Origin of the sequence: Actinacidiphila yanglinensis (genome assembly GCF_900107965.1) — a bacterium.
In the GTDB taxonomy this organism is placed as follows: Bacteria; Actinomycetota; Actinomycetes; order Streptomycetales; family Streptomycetaceae; genus Actinacidiphila; species Actinacidiphila yanglinensis.
Genome location: NZ_FNVU01000019.1, coordinates 1 through 17,405 on the forward strand (window position 1 = coordinate 1; position 17,405 = coordinate 17,405).

At 74.0% G+C, this 17,405-nt stretch carries 16 protein-coding genes; 5 read left to right on the forward strand and 11 right to left on the reverse strand.

All coding sequences use genetic code 11. The annotated features are described in order from the left end of the window. Window positions 1-761: 761 nt before the first annotated feature. On the forward strand, window positions 762-1,856 hold the full coding sequence (trpS, locus tag C4U44_RS31365) for a tryptophan--tRNA ligase (RefSeq protein ID WP_103889456.1): 1,095 nt from the start codon (window positions 762-764) through the stop codon (window positions 1,854-1,856). A 72-nt stretch (window positions 1,857-1,928) separates the two neighbouring features. On the opposite strand, the gene proC is transcribed toward trpS, so the two are convergent. From proC to C4U44_RS31380, 3 genes are all read right to left on the reverse strand, one after another. After that, entirely contained in the window at window positions 1,929-2,762 is an 834-nt protein-coding gene (gene proC, locus C4U44_RS31370) for a pyrroline-5-carboxylate reductase (RefSeq protein ID WP_103889457.1), read from the reverse strand. A 200-nt stretch (window positions 2,763-2,962) separates the two neighbouring features. Further along, window positions 2,963-3,700 (reverse strand): ABC transporter permease, encoded by a 738-nt coding sequence (locus C4U44_RS31375; RefSeq protein ID WP_103889458.1) that lies wholly within the window; start codon window positions 3,698-3,700, stop codon window positions 2,963-2,965. After that, entirely contained in the window at window positions 3,697-4,500 is an 804-nt protein-coding gene (locus C4U44_RS31380; protein WP_103889459.1) for an ABC transporter ATP-binding protein, read from the reverse strand. The genes C4U44_RS31375 and C4U44_RS31380 overlap by 4 nt, the downstream gene beginning before the upstream one ends. Window positions 4,501-4,799: 299 nt before the next feature. Here C4U44_RS31380 and C4U44_RS31385 point away from each other — a divergent pair, with 299 nt between their 5' ends. Then, a complete protein-coding gene (locus C4U44_RS31385) occupies window positions 4,800-5,216 on the forward strand; it encodes a hypothetical protein (RefSeq protein ID WP_103889460.1) in 417 nt (138 codons plus the stop codon). A gap of 51 nt (window positions 5,217-5,267) precedes the next feature. On the opposite strand, the gene C4U44_RS31390 is transcribed toward C4U44_RS31385, so the two are convergent. Next, entirely contained in the window at window positions 5,268-5,840 is a 573-nt protein-coding gene (locus C4U44_RS31390; protein ID WP_235032485.1) for a TetR/AcrR family transcriptional regulator, read from the reverse strand. An 81-nt stretch (window positions 5,841-5,921) separates the two neighbouring features. Here C4U44_RS31390 and C4U44_RS31395 point away from each other — a divergent pair, with 81 nt between their 5' ends. After that, the gene (locus tag C4U44_RS31395) at window positions 5,922-6,608 is read left to right on the forward strand and encodes an SDR family oxidoreductase (RefSeq protein WP_103889461.1); all 687 of its coding nucleotides are present in this window, start codon (window positions 5,922-5,924) and stop codon (window positions 6,606-6,608) included. Window positions 6,609-6,705: 97 nt separating this feature from the next. On the opposite strand, the gene C4U44_RS31400 is transcribed toward C4U44_RS31395, so the two are convergent. Then, on the reverse strand, window positions 6,706-7,257 hold the full coding sequence (locus C4U44_RS31400; RefSeq protein WP_103889462.1) for a hypothetical protein: 552 nt from the start codon (window positions 7,255-7,257) through the stop codon (window positions 6,706-6,708). 172 nt (window positions 7,258-7,429) lie between these two features. On the opposite strand from C4U44_RS31400, the gene C4U44_RS31405 reads away from it, so the two are divergent. Continuing rightward, window positions 7,430-8,305, forward strand: a complete 876-nt coding sequence (locus tag C4U44_RS31405; RefSeq protein ID WP_103889463.1) for a glycosyltransferase family 2 protein — start codon at window positions 7,430-7,432, stop codon at window positions 8,303-8,305. Window positions 8,306-8,345: 40 nt separating this feature from the next. On the opposite strand, the gene C4U44_RS31410 is transcribed toward C4U44_RS31405, so the two are convergent. The 5 genes from C4U44_RS31410 to C4U44_RS31430 all read right to left on the reverse strand — a co-directional run bounded on the left by C4U44_RS31410 (window position 8,346) and on the right by C4U44_RS31430 (window position 14,524). Then, window positions 8,346-9,425 carry a hypothetical protein gene (locus C4U44_RS31410; protein WP_103889464.1) on the reverse strand — a complete coding sequence of 360 codons (1,080 nt, stop codon included), beginning with the start codon at window positions 9,423-9,425 and terminating at the stop codon, window positions 8,346-8,348. 124 nt (window positions 9,426-9,549) lie between these two features. Continuing rightward, window positions 9,550-11,403 carry a dihydroxy-acid dehydratase gene (gene ilvD / locus C4U44_RS31415; protein WP_103889465.1) on the reverse strand — a complete coding sequence of 618 codons (1,854 nt, stop codon included), beginning with the start codon at window positions 11,401-11,403 and terminating at the stop codon, window positions 9,550-9,552. Window positions 11,404-11,753: 350 nt separating this feature from the next. Then, window positions 11,754-12,389: a TetR/AcrR family transcriptional regulator gene (locus C4U44_RS31420; RefSeq protein WP_103889466.1), complete on the reverse strand. Its 636-nt coding sequence runs from the start codon at window positions 12,387-12,389 to the stop codon at window positions 11,754-11,756. Beyond that, window positions 12,386-13,213 carry a sugar phosphate isomerase/epimerase family protein gene (locus C4U44_RS31425; protein ID WP_103889467.1) on the reverse strand — a complete coding sequence of 276 codons (828 nt, stop codon included), beginning with the start codon at window positions 13,211-13,213 and terminating at the stop codon, window positions 12,386-12,388. Before C4U44_RS31425 ends, C4U44_RS31420 begins: the two co-directional genes overlap by 4 nt. A gap of 255 nt (window positions 13,214-13,468) precedes the next feature. Then, window positions 13,469-14,524: a Ppx/GppA phosphatase family protein gene (locus tag C4U44_RS31430; protein WP_103889468.1), complete on the reverse strand. Its 1,056-nt coding sequence runs from the start codon at window positions 14,522-14,524 to the stop codon at window positions 13,469-13,471. Window positions 14,525-14,778: 254 nt separating this feature from the next. Here C4U44_RS31430 and C4U44_RS31435 point away from each other — a divergent pair, with 254 nt between their 5' ends. Continuing rightward, entirely contained in the window at window positions 14,779-15,606 is an 828-nt protein-coding gene (locus C4U44_RS31435; RefSeq protein ID WP_235032503.1) for a hypothetical protein, read from the forward strand. Window positions 15,607-15,674: 68 nt separating this feature from the next. On the opposite strand, the gene C4U44_RS31440 is transcribed toward C4U44_RS31435, so the two are convergent. Further along, window positions 15,675-17,204 (reverse strand): BACON domain-containing protein, encoded by a 1,530-nt coding sequence (locus C4U44_RS31440; protein WP_235032486.1) that lies wholly within the window; start codon window positions 17,202-17,204, stop codon window positions 15,675-15,677. Window positions 17,205-17,405: the final 201 nt, after the last annotated feature.

Consider the following 17,405-nt stretch of genomic DNA (forward strand, 5'->3'; position numbering starts at 1 on the left):
GAATGCTTTCTCGAAAGAAAACACACGCAAGAGCGGCACCACGAGGAGGAATAATCCCCGGGTGCACAGCGTCCTCGCTGTGTCGCCTCCCCCACCCCAACGGGCAGGAAAGGACTTTTTCAAAGGAACCACATCCCGATCGGAAAACCGATCCGGACGGGGTATCAACATATCTGGCGTTGACTTTTGGCACGCTGTTGAGTTCTCAAGAAACGGAAGCTGCCATCGGCTGCCCTTCCGGGCCCCTCCGGGCTTTCCCTTCGTTGTGTTCCGACTCTATCAGACGCTTTCCAGTGCCTGACCCCCAGTCAGCGGGGCTTGTCTTTCCGGCCCTTCGGCCGTTCCGACGAGTGAGACTTTAGCGGACGTTCATCGGCCGATTCAAATCGGCCGCTTCGCGTTCCACCGGGCATTCCGAAAGCGCACAAGAAGACGAACACGGCACGCCGCGGTCGGCTCGAATGGTTACTACGGAATGGTTGCCCGGGGACCAGCCGAGGCTGGCGCTCACGACAGGCAACCCGGAGGACACTACGCATGCACCCACGGCGTGTCAAGTCTGGTGGGCGAGGGGTGGGTGGGCGCTAGTCTGGTGGGCATGACCTCGCATACGCACAGCACCCAGTGGTGGGCCGCCTAGGGCGGCCCAGGACTGACGTATGCATCCAACGGCCGCCGCTTCGGCGGCCGTTCGCGTTGTGCCCTCGGCCGCACCGGGCGGCGGTCTCCGATCTGTCACACGGACACGGGAGACGACGGCGATGACGGCGACGACGCAGGAAACGCAGGGAACACCGGGGTCGCACGACGCGACGCGGGCCGCGGACGCGAGAACCGAGCGGCCGGCGCGGGCGCGGGGCGCCCGTATCTTCAGCGGGATCAAACCCACCGGTCATCTGACCCTGGGGAACTACCTGGGCGCGATGCGCCGGTGGGTCGTGACGGACCAGCACCGGGCGGAGTCGCTGTTCTGCGTGGTGGATCTGCACGCGCTGACCGTCGAGCACGACCCGGCGCGGGTGCGGCGGCTGAGCCGGCAGACGGCGGGGCTGCTGCTCGCCGCGGGGCTGGACCCCGCCGTGTGCACGGTGTTCGCCCAGAGCCATGTGGACGAGCACACCCGGCTGATGTTCCTGCTGGAGTGCGTGGCCGCCGACGGCGAGATGCGGCGGATGATCCAGTACAAGGAGAAGTCGGTCCGGGCCCGGGACTCCGGGCAGAGCGTGCGGCTGTCCCTGCTGACGTATCCGGCGCTGATGGCGGCCGACATCCTCGTGTACGGCGCGACCGAGGTGCCGGTGGGCGAGGACCAGCGGCAGCACGTGGAGCTGACCCGGGATCTCGCGGTCCGGTTCAACCAGCGCTACGGACACACCTTCGTCGTCCCCAAGGCGACCGTCCCGGAGGTGGCGGCGCGCGTGATGGACCTCCAGGACCCCTCGGTGAAGATGGGCAAGTCCCATGCCGCGACGTCCGGGATCGTCTACCTCCTGGACGAGCCGGCGGTGGTCGCGAAGAAGGTGCGGCGGGCGGTGACCGACAGCGAGCCGGGGGTGTCGTACGACCGCGAGGAACGGCCGGGGGTGGCGAACCTGCTGGAGATCCTGTCCTCGTGCACCGGTGAGGAGCCCGCCGTGCTGGCGGAGCGGTACGACGGGATCGGGTCGCTGAAGGCGGACACGGCCGACGCGGTCGTCGAGCTGCTGCGTCCGCTGCAGGCGCGGCACGCGGAGATCAGCGCGGATCCGTCGTACGTCGACGGGGTGCTGCGGGAGGGTGCGGAGCGGGCGCGGGCGCTGGGCCGGCCGACGGTGGACGCGGCCTACGAGGCGATCGGCCTGCTCCGGCCCGTGTGAGGCGCCGGCGACACGGGTCGCAGGGTGTGCCGGGTCACCCGTGGAGGTGGCCCGGCACGCGAACGCGGCCGGCTACGCGCCGGTGGCCAGCTCGCGGCTGCGGTCGCGGGCGGCCTCCAGCGCGGCGATCAGGGCCGCGCGGACGCCGTGGTTCTCCAGCTCGCGGATGGCGCTGATGGTGGTGCCGGCCGGGGAGGTGACGGCTTCGCGGAGCTTGACCGGGTGTTCGCCGCTGTCGCGCAGCATGACCGCCGCGCCGATCGCGGACTGGACGATGAGGTCGTGGGCCTGCGCGCGGGGCAGGCCCAGCAGGATTCCGGCGTCGGTCATGGCTTCGACGAGGTAGTAGAAGTAGGCCGGGCCGGAGCCGGAGAGCGCGGTGGCCGCGTCCTGCTGCTTCTCGGGCACGCGCAGGGTCTTGCCGACCGGCTGGAAGATGGCCTCGGTGCGTGCGAGGTGGTCCTCGCCCGCGTGCCGGCCGGCGGAGATCACGGACATGCCCTCGTCCACGAGGACGGGGGTGTTGGGCATGACCCGGACGACCGCGATGCCTTCGGCGAGGCGTTCCTCGACGAAGGCGGCGGGAATGCCCGCGGCGGCGCTGATGACGAGCTTGTCGGCGCCGGTGTGCGGGGCGAGTTCGGCGAGCAGGGCGGCCATGTCCTGGGGTTTGACCGCGAGGATGAGGATGTCGGCGGCCTTGGCGGCGTACGCGTTGTCGACGGCCCGGACGCCGTAGCGAGCGTGCAGTTCCTCGGCGCGTTCGGGGCGGCGGGCCGTGACGAGCAGGTCGTCGGGTGCCCAGCCGGCCCTGATCATCCCGGAGAGCAGTGCCTCGCCGATCTTCCCGGTGCCGAGGACGGCGACCGTCTGCGTCGTGCCGGTGGTGGGGGTCGTGGCGGTCATGGCGCTTCACCTCAAGCCGTACGGGTCTGCCTGTCCGGCCATCGTGGCAGGGGCGAGGGGGCGACGGCGGCAACGTCCATTCCTCGGGCAGTCGGGACCAAGGGCAGTCGGTACTCCGGGCGGCCGGGCCCGCGCGCCGTCGTCCCGTCCCGCTCGCGCTCGCGGTCCCGGTCGGCGGGTCGTACGCGGCGCGGACGCCCTCACGCGGTGCGGCGGCGGAGGGTGGCGGCGCCGAGCGCGAGGGCGAGCAGGGCACAGCCGGCGACGACGGCGAGGTCGCGGACGAAGTCCCCGGTGACGCCTGCGTGGTGGACGACTTCGGACATCCCGTCCACGGCGTACGACATGGGCAGCACGTCGGACAGGCCGGTGAGGGCGGGCTGCATGGCGCCGCGGGGGACGAACAGGCCGCACAGCAGGATCTGCGGGAGGAGCACGGCGGGCATGAACTGCACCGCCTGGAACTCGCTTGCCGCGAAGGCGCTGACGAACAGCCCGAGCGCGATGCCGAGGAACGCGTCGGCGAGGGCGACCAGGAGCAGCAGCCAGGAGGAGCCGCTGACGTCGAGGCCGAGCGCGAGGACGGTCAGGCCGGTGGCGAGCGCGGCCTGCACGACGGCGACGGCACCGAACGCGAGGGCGTAGCCGGCGAGCAGGTCGGCCTTGCCCAGCGGCATGGACAGCAGGCGTTCCAGCGTGCCGGAGGTGCGTTCGCGCAGCGTGGCGATGGACGTGACCAGGAACATCGTGACGAGCGGGAAGATGCCGAGCAGGGCGGCGCCCGCGGAGTCGAAGGTGCGCAGGGCGTCGTCGAAGACGTACTTGAGCAGGGTCAGCAGCACGCAGGGCACGACGAGCATCAGGGCGATGGTGCGCGGGTCGTGGCCGAGCTGGCGCAGGACGCGGCGGGCGGTGGCGAGGGTGCGGGTGGTGTTCACGACGCGGCCTTCCGGACCGTGGGCGGGGCGGGCGATCCGGCGGGGGCGTGCGCGGCGGCGCCCCGGTCGGCCTCGTCCACGAGGTGGAGGAAGGCGTCCTCGACGGTGGTGGCGCCGGTGCGCTCGCGCAGTGCCTCGGGGGTGTCGTCGGCGAGCAGCCTGCCCTCGCGGAGCAGCAGGAGCCGGTGGCAGCGCTCGGCCTCGTCCATGACGTGGGAGGAGACGAGCAGGGTGGTGCCACGGTCGGCGGCGAGGCGGTGGAAGAGCTGCCACAGGTCGCGGCGCAGGACGGGATCGAGCCCGACGGTCGGCTCGTCGAGCACGAGGAGTTCGGGGGCGCCGAGCAGCGCGACGGCCAGCGAGACGCGGCCGCGCTGGCCGCCGGAGAGGTTCCCGGCCAGGGCGTCGGCGTGGCCGGTGAGGTCGACGTCGTGCAGCGCCTCCTGGACGTGGGTGGCGCGCTCGCGGCGGGGGATGCCGAGGACGGCGGCGTAGTAGTCGAGGTTCTGGCGGGCGGTGAGGTCGGTGTAGACGGAGGGGGCCTGCGTGACGTAGCCGACGCGTGCGCGCAGGTCGCGGTGGCCGGCGGGGCGGCCGAGGACGTCGAGGGTGCCGGCGACCCTGGCCTGGGAGCCGACGATCGCCCGCATCAGGGTGGACTTGCCGCAGCCGCTCGGGCCGAGCAGTCCGGTGATGCGGCCGGGCGGGACGGCGAAGCGCAGGTCGTCCAGGACGGTGCGGCTGCCGCGTCGCACGCTGAGGGCGGTTGCCTCGATCGCGGGGCCATGTTTATTCATCATGTGATGAATAAACACCCGCTTCCCGCTCTGCGTCAAGGAGTTCGGGGTACGGGTGCGGGGGGAAGCGCGGGGCGTGGCCCGGGCACGGGGGCCGCGTACGTGCGGGTACGGGCAGGGCGGCCGGGGCCGCGCCCGTCGGGGCGTCAGGGGCGGGCCGCGCCCGGGGCGATCCGCACCGGGGACCTGTCCGGGGCGGGTCAGGGTCATCCCCTATGGCGCGCGGGGGCGGCGCGAGGGACCGTTGCGGTATGAGTCGTTCATCCCGTGAAATCGCTGTATCGGGCGCGGAGAAGCGGCACTTGGCCGTGGCTTCGGCGACCCTCGGACCCTGGCGGCCCGCCGCCGTCGTCGGCGCGCTCGGCGGCGGGGTCTCGCTCGCCCTGCACCTCGTGGGCGGGCACTTCGGGCTCGGCATCCTCAGCAGCGCGCTGTCGGTGGCCGCGCTGCTCTTCTTCTGCGTGGGCGGGGCGGGCGCCGTGCTCGGCTACTCCTCGCGCGGCGCGGGACGCGACCGGCGCATCAGGCGCTGGGCGCGCTCGCACCCGTGGCAGGTCGCCACCGTGCCGGCCGGGATGATGTTCCTGACCGACCTCGTGGTGCGCCAGGCGCTCACCAGCCAGGGCTTCTTCGGTTCGGTGTGGACCGGGCTGTGGCACGGCGCCGTGGTGGCGGCGGTGGTCGGCGTGGCCGGGACGTTCAGCCGCTCACGGGCGTAGCCGCCGCCCGTTCCCCGGGCGGCTTCCGATGACGGGCGGGCGCCGCGCGCCTCAGCGGACCGCCCGCAGCACCAGGTCGGCGAGCCGGCGGCCGGCCTCGTCGTCCAGGGGCGCGTGGTCGACGAGCAGCCGGTACCACAGCACCCCGTAGACCACGTCGATCAGCAGTTCCGGGTCGAGGTCCGGCGCGATCTCGCCCCGGACCACCGCCCGGTCGAGGATCTCCCGGAGCACGGCCCGCCGCCGGAAGAGGAAGTTCTCCCGGAAGGCCGCCGCGAAGACCGGGTCGAGCAGCGCCTGCGCCATCAGGCCGACCAGGACCGGCCGCTGCCCGCGCTGCCGGAAGGTCTCGGCGAGGAAGCCCATCAGGTCGGCGGGCAGCGAGCCCTCGTCCGGCACCGCGATCGTCGTCTCCGACAGGTCGAGCAGCGCGGTCAGCGCGACGTCCGCCTTCGACGACCACCAGCGGTAGATCGTCTGCTTGCCGACGCCCGCGCGCGCGGCGATGCCGTCGACGGTCAGCGCGGCGTACCCGCGCTCCCTCAACTCGCTCATGGTCGCGGCCAGGATCGCCTGGCGCGCGGCCTCACTACGTGGCCGCCCCGGCCGCCGGTCACCCGTCATGCGCTCACCCTACTTTACAAGACGGCATGTCTCGATATAAAAACGAGACGACACGTTCCGAAACAAAGGGAGAGCGCTGACATGCGCGTTGTGATCATGGGTGGCACCGCAGGCATCGGACTCGCCACGGCCCGCGCGCTGCGGGCGGACGGCGCCGAGGTGGTCGTCACCGGCCGGAACGAGGAGCGGCTGGCCGCGGCGGCCGCCGAGGGACTGACCGCCGAACGCCTCGACGGGACGGACGAGGACGCGGTCGCCGCGTTCTTCGAGCGGACCGGCGGCTTCGAGCACCTGGTGCTCGCCTTCAGCTCGGGCGCCGTCGGCCTCGGCCCGGTCAAGGACACAAAACTCACCGACATACGCGCCGCGTTCGAGGGCAAGCTCTTCGCGTACCTGTTCGCGGTGCAGCACGCCCAGGTCACCGGCACGGTGACGATGGTCTCGGCGGCGTCCGCCCGCTCCGGGCTGCCGGGCCTGGTCGGCCTCGCGGCGGTCAACGGCGCCATCGAGCGGATCGTCTCCCCGCTCGCCGCGGACCTCGCCCCGGTCCGGGTCAACGCGGTCTCGCCGGGCGTCATCGCCACCGACTGGTGGGCCTTCATGCCCGAGGAGAAGCGCGCGGCCCAGTTCGCCGCCGCCGCGCAGTCCCTGCCGACCGGGCGGGTCGGCACGGCCGAGGACGTCGCCGGTGCGATCCGCTACGTCATCGGCGCGGACTACGTGACCGGCTCGATCCTCCCGGTGGACGGCGGGTTCACGGTGGCGTGACCGCGCCGGCACGACGACACCCGGTCCGGGTGGGCGGGGAGACAGCGGGGGGAGCAGGAAGCGAGGGGGTGGTTCGGGGAGCGGCCGCGGGACGCGCTCAGCGGCGGCGGCGCCGGGGCGTACCGCTCCCCGCCCCGCGACCGGCCGGGTTGCCGGTGCGCTGCGCCCGCCGGCGCTCGTACCGCTCGCGCGCCTGCTCGTACTCCGCGCGGAGCAGCTTCTCCCCCGGTGCCTCGTACAGGCTCCGCACGAAGTAGGCCAGCAGCGCGCCCACGAAGCCGATCACGTACAGGCCCTGCATCGAGGTGCCGGAGTCGGCGCCGGCGCCCTCCGCGGCCGGGCCGCGGCGCCCCGCGTAGCCCCGCCAGGTGCGGGCGAACATCAGCACGCTGCACACGGCGAAACCGGCGATCGCCAGGACGTTGACGAACACGCCGACGTCCGCGGTCGTCAGGCCCTGGAAGCCGAAGACGAGCACCAGCGCGCCGACCACCGCGCCGGCCAGCGCCCCGGCCGCCACGCCCGCCCGGCGCAGCGCGTATCCGCCGTCGTGGCGCACCCAGGACGTGCCGAAGAACCGGATCGGCTCCGGCTGCGGCTCCCCTGCGGGGATGTCCCGGTCGGGGCCGGGTGCGTGGGACTCGCTCATCCCCCTGATTATGCGGGATCGGCCCGCTGACCTCGCCCGAGGCACCCCGGTGCGGGGGCGCGCGTGTCAGGAGTACCCCCAGAGCCGTTAAAGGACGTGGATGCGTGGCCGGGAAACGTAGGTCGTGGCGTTAGCATCTCCGGGTCGGACCCGAGGAACGGAGAGTTCACCCGTGCGCCACCCTCGTGTAGGTGTTGCCATCCTGACGATGGGCACCCGACCTGCGGAACTCCTCGCGCTGCTGGACTCCGTGGCCGTGCAGGACACTCCGGCGACCCGGATCGTGGTGGTGGGGAACGGTTCACCGCTGCCGGATCTGCCGAAGGAGGTCGCCACGGTCGAGCTGAGCGAGAACCTCGGGATTCCCGGCGGCCGCAACGTGGCGATCGAAGCACTACGCGAGTTCGGCGACGTGGACGTCGTGGTCGATCTCGACGACGACGGGCTGCTGGTGGACACGGACGTCTTCACCCGGCTGTGCTCGCTGTACGAGGCGGACGACCGGCTCGGCGTGGTGGGGTTCAGGATCGCGGACGAGCGCGGGCGCACCGCGCGCCGGCACGTGCCCCGGCTGCGCGCGTCCGATCCGATGCGCGGCGGGCTGGTGACCACCTTCCTGGGCGGCGGGCACGGCCTGTCGATGAGGATGCTCGACGAGATCGGCGGCTGGCCGGACGAGTTCTTCTACGCCCACGAGGAGACCGACCTGGCCTGGCGGGCCCTGGACGCCCGCTGGAACGTGCGGTACGCACCGGAGTTGGTGCTGCGGCACCCCTGGACCTCGCCGACCCGGCACGCCGTCTACTACCGCAACCTCGCCCGCAACCGGGTCTGGCTGGCCAAGCGCCGCCTGCCGGTGCTGCTGGTGCCCGCGTACCTGGGGGTGTGGACCGCGCTGACCGTGGCCCGCACCCGGTCCGGAGCCGGGCTGAAGGCGTGGTTCGCCGGCTTCGCGGAGGGCGTGCGCACCCCCTGCCCGCCACGCCGGCCGATGCGGTGGTCCACCGCGTGGCGGATGACCAGGCTCGGCCGGCCGCCGCTGATCTGACCGGCCGTCCCGGCCAACGTCCCGGCGTCCCCTCCGCGCGTCACTCCTGCCGGGCGCCGCTGAAGCGCTCGCCGGCGTACGACCGCACCACCGGCGCGACGGCCGCCTCGCCACCGGGCAACCGGTCGAGGCGCACCAGGGCGTACGCCTGGTGGCCGTCGAAGACGTGGGTACGGGAGGACGCCAGCGCGCTGCCGGGCAGCGGCCACACGACGAGCCAGCGGGTCGGGCCGGCGGAGTCCGGCAGCGGGCCGACGGTGACCGCGGCGATCTCGGCCCAGGGCAGCAGGAGTTCGGCGCCCCCGTAGTCGCGCATGCCGAGACCGGCCGGGCCGACCCGCAGCCGCAGCGGCCGGTGCCAGCGCCTGGCGCAGTGCCCGGCCGCCCACCAGGTGGCGAGCGCCGCGACGAAGCACACCGCGAAGCAGGCCACGCAGTCGCGCCGCCCCACGCCGGCGAGGACCACGACCACCGGCGCGCTGCACCCCAGGGCCGCGACGACCCACACCAGCGTCCAAGGGCGGTACCGCCCGCGGTCGAGGAAGACCCGCTCGCCCCCGGGGACGCGCGACTCCGGGCCGGCCACGGTGACCGGGACCGGCGCGCGCACCGCGCGGGGCGCGGTCTCGAAGTGCGCGCCCGCGAACGCGGCCAGGACGGCGCCGAGTTCAGCGACGCTCTGGTCCAGGTCCTCGGTGTTGACCAGGGTGTAGCGGGGCGAGTGGCCCAGGAACCTGCGGTCGGGGGTGCGCGGCACCGCGGTGCCCGCGGCCGGCCGCATCACCAGCAGCGGTTTGGACGGGGTGCCCTCGCCGTCGCCGAGGTCCGGCGGGTAGCGCAGCGCGACGGTGTCGATCTGCTCCCAGCTCAGCTCCATGTCGTGCGTGGTCAGCCCGAAGGCGTCGATGCACAGCCGGAACGGGCGGCGGGCGCGCTGGAGTTCGCGCCCGCCCAGCGATCCGCACAGCGCGAAGAAGGCGAGGCCGAGGAAGGGCTCGGTGTGGTCGTCGGGCATGCCGTCGGCCGCCAGCCAGCCCCCGATGGCCAGCATCCCCGCCACGCCCGACGCCAGGAAGCCCCGCCCGCGCCGCCGCAGCCTCCTGCCGATGGTGAACTCCATGACGTCCCTCCCACCCGAGGTGTACCCCCTGCCGCGGGTCGCCGATCCCCGTGGTGGCGGAACTGCTGCGGCCGCCCTCCTGAACGGAGGGCGGCCGCGTGGTGGCGTCGGGGAGGGGCGGGACTCAGCGCTCCAGCAGGCTGATGTCGCGCACCGCGCCCTTGTCCGCGCTGGTGGCCATCGCCGCGTACGCGCGCAGCGCGGTGGAGACGTGCCGGGTCCGCGCGCGCGGCGCGTACACGCCGTTCAGGGCCTCCCGGCGGGTGGCCAACTCCTCCTCGGACACGAGCAGTTCCATCGTGCGGTTCGGGATGTCGATCCTGATCCGGTCGCCGTCCTCGACCAGCGCGATGGTGCCGCCGGATGCCGCCTCGGGCGAGGCGTGGCCGATGGACAGGCCCGAAGTGCCGCCGGAGAAGCGGCCGTCGGTGACCAGCGCGCAGGACTTGCCCAGGCCGCGGCCCTTGAGGAAGGACGTCGGGTAGAGCATCTCCTGCATGCCCGGGCCGCCGCGCGGGCCCTCGTAGCGGATGACCACCACGTCGCCGGGGGTGACCTGCTTGGCGAGGATCTTCTCGACGGCCTCCTCCTGCGACTCGCAGACGACCGCGGGGCCCTCGAAGGTCCAGATCGACTCGTCGACGCCCGCGGTCTTCACCACGGCGCCGTCCACGGCGAGGTTGCCGCGCAGCACCGCGAGGCCGCCGTCCTGGGAGTAGGCGTGGCCGACGTCGCGGATGCACCCGCCGGCCGCGTCGGTGTCGAGGGTGTCCCACCGCTCGGACTGGGAGAACGCCTCGGCGGAGCGCACGCAGCCGGGGGCCGCGTGCCACAGCTCGACCGCCTCGGGCGACGGGGAGCCGCCGCGCACGTCCCAGGTGTCCAGCCACTGCTTGATCGAGGGCGAGTGCACGGTGTGCACGTCCTCGTTGAGCAGGCCGCCGCGGTAGAGCTCGCCGAGGATGGCGGGGATGCCGCCGGCCCGGTGCACGTCCTCCATGTAGTACGTGCCGCCGGGTGCGACGTTGGGCGCGACCTTGGCCAGGCACGGCACCCGGCGGGAGATCTCGTCCATCTCGCTGAGCCCGTAGGGGACCTCGGCCTCCTGGGCCGCGGCCAGCAGGTGCAGGATCGTGTTGGTGGAGCCGCCCATCGAGATGTCCAGCGCCATCGCGTTCTCGAACGCGGCGGGCGTGGCGATGGAGCGCGGCAGCACCGACGCGTCGTCCTGCTCGTAGTACCGCTTGGCCAGTTCCACCACGGTGGTGCCGGCCTTCTCGTACAGGGCGCGGCGGGCGGTGTGGGTGGCGAGCACCGAGCCGTTGCCGGGCAGGGACAGGCCGATCGCCTCGGTGAGGCAGTTCATCGAGTTGGCGGTGAACATGCCGGAACACGAGCCGCAGGTGGGGCAGGCGTTCTCCTCGATGCGGAGGATGTCCTCGTCGGAGACATTCTCGTTGACCGCGTCGGAGATCGCGTTGATCAGGTCGAGCTTGCGGACCGTGCCGTCCACGAGGGTGGCCCGGCCGGCCTCCATCGGGCCGCCGGAGACGAACACCGTGGGGATGTTGAGGCGCAGCGCGGCCATCAGCATGCCGGGGGTGATCTTGTCGCAGTTGGAGATGCAGATCAGCGCGTCCGCGCAGTGCGCCTCGACCATGTACTCCACGGAGTCCGCGATCAGGTCGCGGGAGGGCAGCGAGTAGAGCATGCCGCCGTGGCCCATGGCGATGCCGTCGTCCACGGCGATCGTGTTGAACTCCCGCGGCACCGCGCCCGCCGCGAGGATCGCCTCCGAGACGATCCGGCCGACCGGCTGGAGGTGGGTGTGACCCGGTACGAACTCGGTGAAGCTGTTGGCGACCGCGACGATCGGCTTGCCGATGTCGGAGTTGGCGACGCCGGAGGCGCGCATCAGAGCGCGGGCGCCTGCCATGTTGCGGCCGTGGGTGACCGTACGTGACCTCAGCTCGGGCACGGTTTCCCCTCCTTCTTGGGCCCGGGCTCGCCGCCGGGGCCCACTTCGCTCGTACGAGTCTGCGCTGCCGGGACTCGCGACTGCCTGAACGTCGAGGGTACGCCTGCCGCTCAGAATTCGGACACGAGGTCCGCAGTGTGGTACGGCACCCCTGACCCTCTGGGGTGCCCCGTCCTGTGGGTTGCGGGACCTTGCGGTCCGGCTGTGGCGTGGGGGCGCCCCCACGCGCCCCTGAGTGGTTGCCCTCTTTCGCGGAGGAGCCGCACATACACAGGGGCGCGGGGAACTGCGCGGCGAACCCCCCACCGGCAGGTGGTCCCTCAACCGGCCGACAGGGGCACCCCGGAGGGTCAGGGGCCCACCCCGGGATCGGTGAGATAGCGCTGGACGGTCGGGGCGAGGTTGCGGACGAGGGTTTCCGTGTTCGCGGACGCCAGTGGCTCGACCTGGAGGACGTAGCGCAGCATCACCATGCCGACGAGCTGTGCGGCGGCCAGCTGGACGCGGAACTCGGCGTCCGGTGCGTCGAGCTCGCCGGCCACCCGGGCGATCACCGTACGACCGACCATGTGCCGGAGGACCCCCGCGGCCGTCTCGTTGCTCACCGCCGAGCGGACGATCGCGAGCAGCGGCCCGCGGGCGTCGGGGTCCTCCCAGATCCGCAGGAAGAAGCGGACGACCTGCTCCCCCCGCGTGCCCGCACCGCCGCCGGCCAGCGCGTCCGGAAGCTCCCGGGTGGGCGCGAAGCTCAGCTCGATCGCGGCGGCGAAGACCTGTTCCTTCGTGCCGAAGTAGTGGTGGACCAGCGCCGCGTCCACCCCGGCCGCCTTGCCGATCGAGCGCACCGAGGTGCTGTCGTAGCCGCGCGCGGCGAACTCCGCGCGCGCGGCGGCGAGGATGCGGTCGCGCGCCTCGCCGGACCGCGGGCCGGCCGGGCGCCCGCGGCGGCGGGGGCCGGCGGCGCCGGACGCGGCCGATGGGGTCATCGGTGGCCCGCGCGGGCGCCGAGGCGGTGCGCGGGGGCGGCCAGGTGTAGCCGGGTGAAGGCCAGCGCTTCCGCGAGGTCCTCCTCGCGCTCGGCCGAGGACATCGCCCGGCGGGTGTTGACCTCGATCACCACGTGCCCGCCGAAGCCGCCCGCCGCCAGCGCGCCGAGCAGCTCCGCGCAGGGCTGGGAGCCGCGTCCGGGCACGAGGTGCTCGTCCTTCGCCGAGCCGTTGCCGTCGGCCATGTGCACGTGGGCCAGCCGGTCGCCCATCCGCGCCGCCATCTCCAGCGCCGCGCTGCGCGACGTGGCCGCGTGCGAGAGGTCGACCGTGAAGTGCCGGTAGTCCTCCTTGGTGACGTCCCAGTCGGGGGCGTACGCCAGCATCTCGCGGTCGCGGTACCGCCAGGGGTACATGTTCTCGACCGCGAACCGCACGTCCGTCTCGTCGGCCATCCGCCACACCCCGCGCACGAAGTCGCGGGCGTATCCGCGCTGCCAGCGGAAGGGCGGGTGCACCACGACCGTGGAGGCCCCGAGCCGTTGCGCCGCGGCGCGGGCCCGCTGGAGCTTGGTCCAGGGGTCGGTGGACCACACCCGCTGCGTGATCAGCAGGCAGGGGGCGTGCACCGCCAGGATCGGCACCTGGTGGTAGTCCGACAGGCGGCGCAGCGCCTCGACGTCCTGGCTGACCGGGTCGGTCCACACCATGACCTCGACGCCGTCGTAGCCGAGCCGCGCGGCGACCTCGAAGGCGGTCGCGGTGGACTCCGGGTACACCGACGCGGTGGACAGCGCGACCTTCACACCGGACACACTGCGCATACCCGAGATATCGGACATCGCGGACGCGGGGTCCCGGCCGGCGTCGCACGCCTCGGGACGGTCCGCGGGTTCAGGCACAGGGGCCAGCGTACGGCGGCCGGCGAGCGGGACGTCACCGCCGCCCGCGGCACCGCGCGCGGATCGGCCGGGTGGCGGGCCCGTACGCGGCGCCGGGCCGGGCCCGTACCCACCGCGTCACGATCACCCGCGATCACCCGCACGAGCGCGCCCGCCGGCGGCCGGAGGGGCGCCGGCTCAGGCGGGACGGCGGGCCACCGACGAGGAGGGGAAGCCCTCCGGCGCCGGGGCGGCGGACGCACCCGGTCCCGCCGCGGCGCCGCTCCCGATCCCGCCCGCCTGGTTCCGCGCGGCCTCGGCCACCTCGCCGGCCATCACGTCCAGCTTGCGCAGGATCACCCCCTCGCGCAGGGCCCAGGGGCAGATCTCCAGCTCGTCGACCTCGAACAGGTCCATCGCGCCCTCGGCGACCAGCGCACCGGCCAGCAGCTGCCGGGCGCGGGCCTCGGAGACACCGGGCAGCGCCGCGCGCCGGGCCGCGGTCATCCCGGCCAGCCGCGGCACCCACTCCTCCAGCACCGAGCGCCGCAGCGTGCGCTGCACGTACAGGCCGTCCCCGCTGCGGGCGGCGCCGCCGATCCGGGCGAGCTGCCGGAACGTCTTGGAGGTGCCGACGGCGTGGTCGGCGCGGCCGAGTCGGGCGAAGTCCGGCACCGTGCGTGCTATCTCGGCCCGGGCGTGCTTGCGCAGCGCGCGGACGTCGGCGGCGTCGGGCGGGTCGCCGGGCAGCCAGGTCCCGGTCAGCCGGCCGGCGCCGAGCGGCAGGGAGACGGCGGCGTCCGGGTACTCGTCCATGCCGAGCGCGACCTCCAGCGAGCCGCCGCCGATGTCCAGCACCAGCAGCCGGCCCGCGGACCAGCCGAACCAGCGGCGGACCGCGAGGAACGTGAGCCGGGCCTCGTCGGCGCCCGACAGCACGGTCAGCCGCACGCCGGTCTCGCGCTCGACCCGGTCCAGCACCTCCTCGCCGTTGGCCGCCTCGCGGATCGCGGAGGTCGCGAACGGCAGGACGTCCTCGACGCCCTTGTCCTCCGCCACCCGCATCGCGTCCTGGACGGTGCCGACCAGCTGGTCCACGCCGCTGGCGCCGATGGCGCCGTTGACGTCGAGAAGCTCGGCCAGCCGCAGTTCGGCCTTGTGCGAGTACGCCGGAAGCGGGCGCGCGCCCGGGTGCGCGTCCACCACCAACAGGTGAACGGTGTTGGAACCCACGTCGAGCACTCCCAGTCGCATGGGCAGAACTGTAGCCAGCACCGCTCCCCCGCGGTGCGGGCCGCGGAGGGCGCACCGCGGCGCGTCCGCTCAGGTTCCGGCGGGAACGCGCGGAGGGGCGCGCCGGGGAAGGGCGCGGGGGGTCCCGGCGGGCGGGTCCGGGGGCGTGTGCGGGGGCGGGGTATGGGGGCGGGTTCGGGGGTCGCGCCGGTGCGCGCGGACCCGCGTGACCCGATTCGGCCCATTACGGTCTTACGCTTGGGCCCGTGGCGAAGGTGAAGGCCCGCAAGGGCGCGAAGAAGAGCACCGGGACGACCGCGCCGACCAAGGGCGCCGTTCCCGACGAGGCGGGGCTGGACTTCCCCCGGGCATGGGTGGAGTTCGTCGACCCCGCCGACGAGGAGCAGGTCTTCCGGTGCGACCTGACCTGGCTCACCTCGCGCTGGGCGTGTGTCTTCGGCAGCGGGTGCCAGGGCATCGTGGCCGGCCGCGCCGCCGACGGGTGCTGCTCGCTGGGCGCCCACTTCTCGGACGACGACGACGAGAAGCGCGTCGCCGGGCATGTGGCCAGGCTCACCGCCGACGACTGGCAGTTCCACACCATCGGCACCGGCTCCGACGGGTTCTGGGCCGAGGAGAACGAGGACGGCGAGCGGCAGACCCGCGTCGTGGACGGCGCCTGCATCTTCTCCAACCGGCCCGGCTTCTCCGGTGGCCAGGGCTGCGCGCTGCACGCGCTGGCGCTGCGCGAGGGGCGCGAACCGCTGGAGACCAAGCCGGACGTGTGCTGGCAGCTGCCCATCCGCCGCACCTTCGACTGGGTCGACCGGCCCGACGACAGCCGGGTGCTGATCGTGTCGATCGGCGAGTACGACCGGCGCGGGTGGGGGCCCGGGGGCCACGACCTGCACTGGTGGTGCACCTCGGCGACCTCCGCGCATGGCACGGGTGACCCGGTCTACGTCTCCTACCGGCCCGAGCTCACGGAGCTGATGGGCGAGGCCGGATACGCGGAGCTGGCCGCGCTGTGCGAGAGGCGGCTGGCCTCACAGCTCCCGCTGGTGGCCCCGCATCCGGCCGACCCGGTGCCCCCGGGGGCGTAGCCGCGCGCTCCTCCGGGCAGCGCCCGCGCCCCCCCGTACCCGCGGATCGCCGGCCCGGGGAGGGCGGATCACCCCGAGGGGGTCGAGGACGCGGAGGGCGTCGGGCTGTCCGTGGGCGTCGGGGACTGCGTGGGGGGAGAGCTGCTCGGCGGCGGGGTGGTGGGCGAGGTCGGCGGAGTGGTGGGCGGGGTGGTCCCGTCGGTGGGCGAGGACGAGACGGGCGGCGGCACGGACCGCCGGGACGACCCGCGCAGGGTGACCGTCGCGTCGCCCGGGGTGAAGCGGATCTGCGCCGACCACGTCCCCGAGGGTTCCATCGAGCGGTCCACCCGGATCACCAGGGTGACCGTTTCCCCGGGCGACAGGGTGCCCGAACGCGCGGAGAACTCCAGCCAGTACGCGGAGGTCGCGGCCGCCCACTTCACCGGCGCCGCGCCCCCCGCGGTGAGCGTGATGTACGTACGCCCGCGCCCCGGCCGCGCCGTCACCTGCAGCCACCCCGCGCCCTTGGACACGGAGGACGCCGGCGGCGCCGTGCCCCCGCTGACCGCCACGGTGGCGTCCTGCGACGCGACCGAGGGCGACGGCGCCCCCGAACCGCTCGGCACGGCCTGCCCCTTGGGCGAGGGGCCGGCGTGGCCCGCCTTCTCGTAGGGCATCCCGTCGATCCCGTCGGACGACGACGTGCGCCGACCGTCGTGGGAGCCCTCGCCGAGCGGGGTCGCCTGGTACGCGGCCCAGACCGCGAGCACGGGCGCGGCGACCACCGCCGCCACCACCGTCGTCGTCACCGCGCGGTGCCGCAGCACCGCGCGTCGGGCCGCCCGGTCCCCGAGGTCGACCGGGAAGCCGCGCCGATCGAAGCGCGGTGTGGACTCCCGGGCCCGCCCGAACCCGGCGTCCATGGCGTGCAGCAGCGCCGCGTACGCCGCCGACCGCGGCGCCTCCACCAGCGGCAGCACCGCGGCGGCGTCGGCGGCGCCCGGCCAGGGCCCGTCCGCGACGACCCGCTCGGCGGCCCGCCGGCACACCGGGCAGTCGTCCACGTGCCGGACCAGCTCGGCGCGCAGCGCGGAGCCGAGCACGATCTGCTTGTCCCCGGCCAGTTGCGCCACCTCGGGGCAGCGCCCGGTGTCGACCACCGCGACCGCCGTACGGGTCCGCTCCACCTCGCAGGCGGCCCGGGCCAGCCGGCTCCTGGCCGCGTCCGCCTCGAGCCCGACCACGAGGGCGACCTCGCGCGGCGCGAGCTGGTGGCGCACCGCCAACTCCAGTGCCTCGCGCTGCTCGGGGCTGGTGCCGGCCGCCTCCGGCCAGGCCAGCGAGGCGAGTTGGGCCCGGCGCTGCTCGGCCACCTGGTCCGACGTACGCGGGGCGGCCGGCCGGCCCGCCGCGAGCCGGCGCAGGCACACCCACCGGGCGAGCGCGTACAGCCAGGGCCTGCGCAGTCCCGGGTCGCGCAGCCTCACCCGCTGCCGCTCGGCGAGCGCCAGCACCTCGCCGAGTGCGCCGGCCGCCGCGTCGTGCTCGCACAGGATGGACAGGCAGTAGGTGAACAGGCCGTCGAGATACGGCTCGTAGTGCGCCGGTGGCTGCATGGGCAGCGTGCCCTGGGGTCGCCCGGCACCGGCCTCACGCCGGCCGCCCTGCCCCCGGCCGGCCCGCGCCGGCTCGGCGTCGGCATACGGCCGTCCGGCCGGAGCGCGGTGTTTGCGGTGGGCTCCGGTGCTCTGCGTCGGATTGGGGGTTCCCTGCCTGCTCATCACCGAGTGACGGTAGGCCCGCGACACCTCCCGCTT